Raw genomic sequence first — 5,146 nt, 5'->3', positions numbered from 1 at the left:
CGCCCGCCGCGCCGGCTCCCGCCGCCGAGGTACCGGCACCCGCCGCGCCCGTCGTACCCGCTCCCGCCGCGTCGGCCGCAGGTGCGGGCGCCGGGTCGGCGAGCTGGCTCGCCGAGCCCTGGGAGGCGCTGCGCGTACGGCGGGGCGGCGCCGGTTGCGGGGGCGCCTCCGGCGTACGTGCAGGCGCCGCCGGTGCGGCGGCGTCGGTACCCGCGGCCCGCTGCGCCGCCGAGCCGTCGCCCGCGCTGCGGGCGCGGCGCACCGGGCGGTCGCCCGCCGGGCGGGCGCCTCTGGCCGGGCGGGCCGGGGCGGGCGGGAGCTGGCCCTTGAGCGGGCCCCATTCGTTCGGGTCGGGCACGCCCGGCGGCAGCATCGTGCGCCGCTTGGGCCCACCGTGGTCGGACTCGCCCGGCTCCTTGGCACCGGGCCACGCCTTGGCGACCCGGGCGGCCAGGACGAAGTCCTTGCGCAGCGGGTGCCCTTCGAAGCCTTCGGGGAGCAGCAGGGGAACCAGGTGCGGGTGGTCCTCGAAACCGATGCCGAACATCTCGTGCGTCTCGCGCTCGTGCCAGGCCGCGCCCGCGTAGACCCCGACCGCGCTGGGCAGGACGGGATCGCCGTGGGGGACGGTCGTACGGACGAGCAGGCGCCGGACGGTGCCGTCGCCCAGGGCCGCCACGTGGGCGCAGACACGGAAGCCGGTGCCCGGTTCGTCGACCGCGCTCAGCCAGTCGAAATAACTGCACCCCAGTACGGAGCGGGCCGTTTCGAGGGCGGCGATCCAGGATTCGGCGGGGACGTCGACGGTCAGCAGGTCGTACGCGTGGGAGGCGGTGGCGTCCTCGCCGAAGACGTCGGTGACGGCGTCCGGCAGCCGGCCGTACGTGTCGGCGGCGCTCACCGCGCTTCCTCCCCGGGGGCCTTCGGGCCCGCCACGAGGCCGCTGCGCAGGGCCGCGGTCGAGGGGCGGGCCGCCCCGTGCTCGGCGTACCGCTCGGCGAGGGACTCGCGGGCGATCTTCTCCTGGAGCTTGAGGATGCCCTGGAGGAGCGCCTCGGGCCGGGGCGGGCAGCCGGGGACGTACACGTCGACGGGGATGATCTGGTCGACGCCCTTCGTCACCGAGTACGAGTCCCAGTAGGGGCCGCCGCAGTTGGCGCAGGCGCCGAAGGAGATGACGTACTTCGGTTCGGGCATCTGCTCGTACAGCCGCTTCACGGCCGGAGCCATCTTGTCCGTCACCGTGCCGGACACGATCATGAGGTCGGCCTGCCGCGGTCCGGGAGCGAACGGGATGACGCCGAGCCGGATGAAGTCGTGCCGTGCCATGGACGCGGCGATGAACTCGATGGCGCAGCAGGCGAGTCCGAAGTTGAAGACCCACAGGCTGTAGCGGCGGCCCCAGTTGAGGACCACCTTCATCGGTTCGGGTGCGAGCCGGGACAGCACGCCGAGCTTCTGCGGCTCCGGCGGCATCGTCGGATCGGGCAGGGGTTCGGGGTTCGGCCGGTTCGTCACGCCCATTCGAGGACGCCCTTCTTCCATGCGTAGAGCAGTCCCACGGCCAGGAAGCCGAGGAAGACGAACATCTCCACCAGTGTCGTCGCGCCGTACCCGGGAGCCGCGAACACCGTCGCCCACGGGAACAGGAAGATCGAGTCGACGGCGAAGATCACGTACAGGAAAGCGTAGACGTAGTAGCGGACCTGGGTGTGGGCCCAGCCCTCCCCCACGGGGTCCACGCCGCATTCGTAGGTGAGGAGTTTCTCCGGCGTCGGGACCACGGGCCTGAGCAGTCGGCCGGCCCCGAAGGCGACGGCGACGAACAGCACGCCGACGACGGCGAGCAGTCCGACCACTGAGTAGCTCTGGAAGTAGTCCGACGCGAGAACGGTCGGTCCCGGCACGTCCGTCACGTCCGCCCCTCGCTCCCTCAACCTGTTCGACGGCCTGTACGTACGCACGGGAGTCTAGGCCCTGTTAAAGAGGGGGTAAGCAGCCGCGTCGCACAAGGGGTGGGGTTATCCCTACTTCACCTCACCCACGAACCCCATGGCGTGGGGGTCCCCCGCCCGGCAGGCTGGTCGTATGACCATGAGCCCTCCGCCGCCGGACGACGCCCCCTCGCGTCCCGGTTCCCCGGACCACGACCCGTCGGGCCACCCGCGACACGACGCCGCCGCTCCGCCGCCCGCGCGCTTCGCCTTCGACCGGTGGACGTGGAAGGAGATCGCGTACCTGCTGGCCAACCTCCCGGCGGCGATCGCCGGGTTCGTGTACGCGGTGTTCCTGGTCGGCGTCGGCGTGGGGCTGTCGGTCACCGTGATCGGCCTGCCCCTGCTGGCCCTGGGGTTGCAGGGTGCGCGGTTGCTCGGGCGTGCGGAGCGGGGCCGGGCACGGGGGATGCTCGGGGTGCGGATCGAGGAGCCGAGCCCGATGGCCCGCAGCCACCGGGGCCGCGGGTTCCTTCCCTGGCTGTGGTCGGGGCTGAAGGACCCGGTGGGCTGGCGGGCGTTGCTGTATTCGTTCATTCGCCTGCCGTGGGGTGTGGCGACGTTCACCGTGACGCTGGCGGGTCTGTTCGTCCTCTGGCCGGTACTGCCGTTCGTCGCCCGTGGGCTGGCGAACGCGGACCGGGCGATGGTGCGGGGCATGCTGTCGCCGTCCGACGAGTTGGAGAACAGGATCGCCGAGCTGGAGTCGGACCGCGGGGTGGTCGTGGACACCGCGGCGGCCGACCTGCGCCGCATCGAGCGGGACCTGCATGACGGTGCCCAGGCCCGCCTCGTCGCCCTCGCCATGGGTCTGGGGCTGGCGAAGGAGAAGCTCACGGACGACCCGGAAGCCGCCGCCCGCATGGTCGACGAGGCCCACGGCGAGGTGAAGGTCGCCCTCCAGGAACTGCGCGACCTCGCCCGGGGCATCCACCCCGCCGTCCTCACCGACCGCGGCCTGGACGCCGCCCTCTCCGCCATCGCCTCCCGCTGCACCGTCCCGGTGGACGTGACGGTGGAGCTGTCCGGCCGCCCGGTGGAGGCGATCGAGGGCATCGCGTACTTCACCGTGTCGGAGCTGCTCCAGAACGTCAGCAAGCACAGCCGCGCCCGGTCGGCGTCGGTCGAGGTGTGGCGCACGGGGGACCGGCTCCTCATCGAGGTGCGGGACGACGGTGTGGGCGGGGCGCGGCTGGACGGAGGTACGGGTATGTCGGGGCTCGCGGAACGGCTGGGGGCGGTCGACGGGGTGTTCGTCGTGCACAGCCCGGTCGGCGGGCCCACCACGGTCACCGCCGAGCTGCCCTGGCGCGACCGCGTGGCAGCCACGACGGCGGGGACCTGAGCCCGCGCCCGCCGGGGTGCTGTGTTCCGGGAGGCGGGGCCCCGTAGCCCCGGGGTGGGGAAAACCCCCGGCCCGGTACGGAGACCGTCCTCATGGTGCGAAATGCCGGGACGCAGCAGTCTTGGGTCATCAGCCTCCGTGCCGGCCCCGGAGCCGCCTCGGTCTCCACCGCGCGGCCCACGGGACGTCCCGGGCGATCCGGCCACCGGCCTCCGCGGGAAGCCACGCGCCCCGAGTACCGGCGAACGCGCAACACCAGCACCACCCGCAGCACCCGCAACACCCGCAACACCAGACCAGCCCGCCGAGCCCCACCGGCCCGACGAGCCCGACGATCCGAACACCCGCGGGATGTCCCCGCCCAGAAGAAACGGACGGACGCCACTGATGGCCACGGCATACGGACCGGACACGCGGGACCTCCATCGCCCGGGTGCCGGGTCGGGGGGCCGGCCCCCGGCACACCACTTCCTCCCGGCCGCGGTGCGCGCGCCCTTCGAGGCCCGTACCTGGCGTGAGCTGGCCTATCTGCTCCTGAGCCTGCCCATCAGCGTGGTGCTGTTCTGCCTCGCGGTCACCATGGTGTCGTTGGGCATGGGGATGCTGATCACGTTCCTCGGCATCCCGATCCTCGCCGCCGGGCTGGTGATGTGCCGTGGTTTCGGCACCCTGGAGCGTGGCCGGGCGCGCGGTCTGCTGAAGCTGGAGGTGGCGGAGCCGGAGCCGGTGCGGGGGAGGACGGGCGGCCTGATGTCATGGGTCGGCGCCGTGCTCAGGAGCGGGGTGTCCTGGCGGCACCTGCTCTACGCGCTGCTGCACATGCCGTGGGCGGTCTTCGCGTTCGGCGTCTCCCTGACGTTCTGGGCGTACGGCTGGGCCGCGTTCACCTATCCGCTGTGGCACTGGGTCTTCCCCGCCTACGTGGGCACGGACGGCGTACAGCTGTACGGCGACAGCACCCACCAGGTCTATCTGGACTCGTCCCTGGACCTGGCGGTGACCAGCGGGCTCGGTCTGGCGCTCGTCATGGTCGCGCCGTGGATCATCCGGGGGCTGGCGTCCGTGGACCGGCTGCTGGTGGCCGGCCTGCTCGGCCCCTCCCGCCTCGCGACCCGGGTCTCGGAGCTTGAGTCGGACCGCGGGGTGGTCGTGGACACCGCGGCGGCCGACCTGCGCCGCATCGAGCGGGACCTGCACGACGGTGCCCAGGCCCGCCTCGTCGCCCTCGCCATGGGTCTGGGGCTGGCGAAGGAGAAGCTCACGGACGACCCGGAAGCCGCCGCCCGCATGGTCGACGAGGCCCACGGCGAGGTGAAGGTCGCCCTCCAGGAACTGCGCGACCTCGCCCGGGGCATCCACCCCGCCGTCCTCACCGACCGCGGCCTGGACGCCGCCCTCTCCGCCATCGCCTCCCGCTGCACCGTCCCGGTGGACGTGACGGTGGAGCTGTCCGGCCGCCCGGTGGAGGCGATCGAGGGCATCGCGTACTTCACCGTGTCGGAGCTGCTCCAGAACGTCAGCAAGCACGCCTGTGCCACCCGGGCCTCGGTGGACGTGTGGCGGGCCGCGGACCGGCTGATGCTGCAGGTGACGGATGACGGCCGGGGCGGGGCCGACGTGTCGTCGGGCAGCGGACTGGCCGGGCTGACGGAGCGGCTGGACGCCGTGGACGGCGTCCTCGCCGTCGACTCACCCGCCGGCGGTCCCACGACCGTCACCGCGGAGCTGCCCTGGCGGGGCTGACGTCCACCGCCGGGGGCGGACCGTCTCCCGCCGGGATGCCGCGCGCGGACCCGGCCACGGAGAC

5 protein-coding genes are annotated in these 5,146 nt (G+C 73.2%); 2 read left to right on the top strand and 3 right to left on the bottom strand.

Features of this window, described 5'->3' with window-relative positions:
• The 3 genes from ABZ371_RS28755 to ABZ371_RS28745 form a co-directional block, all read right to left on the bottom strand.
• Positions 1 to 901, bottom strand: a 901-nt coding sequence (locus ABZ371_RS28755; RefSeq protein ID WP_358684956.1) for an NADH-quinone oxidoreductase subunit C, incomplete at its 3' end; no start/stop codon positions are given.
• A complete protein-coding gene (locus ABZ371_RS28750) occupies positions 898 to 1,524 on the bottom strand; it encodes an NADH-quinone oxidoreductase subunit B family protein (RefSeq protein WP_358684954.1) in 627 nt (208 codons plus the stop codon). The genes ABZ371_RS28750 and ABZ371_RS28755, both read right to left, overlap by 4 nt.
• A complete protein-coding gene (locus ABZ371_RS28745; protein WP_358684951.1) occupies positions 1,515 to 1,916 on the bottom strand; it encodes an NADH-quinone oxidoreductase subunit A in 402 nt (133 codons plus the stop codon). Before ABZ371_RS28745 ends, ABZ371_RS28750 begins: the two co-directional genes overlap by 10 nt.
• Positions 1,917 to 2,088: 172 nt before the next feature.
• On the opposite strand from ABZ371_RS28745, the gene ABZ371_RS28740 reads away from it, so the two are divergent.
• Together ABZ371_RS28740 and ABZ371_RS28735 are read left to right on the top strand one after the other, a co-directional pair.
• The gene (locus ABZ371_RS28740; RefSeq protein ID WP_358684949.1) at positions 2,089 to 3,339 is read left to right on the top strand and encodes a sensor domain-containing protein; all 1,251 of its coding nucleotides are present in this window, start codon (positions 2,089 to 2,091) and stop codon (positions 3,337 to 3,339) included.
• Between the two features lie 387 nt (positions 3,340 to 3,726).
• Entirely contained in the window at positions 3,727 to 5,082 is a 1,356-nt protein-coding gene (locus tag ABZ371_RS28735; RefSeq protein ID WP_358684946.1) for a sensor domain-containing protein, read from the top strand.
• Positions 5,083 to 5,146: the final 64 nt, after the last annotated feature.

Origin of the sequence: Streptomyces sp. NPDC005899, from assembly GCF_040629645.1 — a bacterium.
In the GTDB taxonomy this organism is placed as follows: domain Bacteria; phylum Actinomycetota; class Actinomycetes; order Streptomycetales; family Streptomycetaceae; genus Streptomyces.
The sequence above is the reverse complement of the archived record's forward strand: the minus strand, read 5'-3'. Positions and strand labels throughout refer to the sequence as shown.

Excerpts from the sequence above, each read along its gene's own strand:
- ABZ371_RS28750 (WP_358684954.1), bottom strand. The coding sequence starts at position 1,524 with ATGGGCGTGACGAACCGGCCGAACCCCGAACCCCTGCCCGATCCGACG.
- ABZ371_RS28740 (WP_358684949.1), top strand. The coding sequence starts at position 2,089 with ATGACCATGAGCCCTCCGCCGCCGGACGACGCCCCCTCGCGTCCCGGT.
- ABZ371_RS28735 (WP_358684946.1), top strand. The coding sequence starts at position 3,727 with ATGGCCACGGCATACGGACCGGACACGCGGGACCTCCATCGCCCGGGT.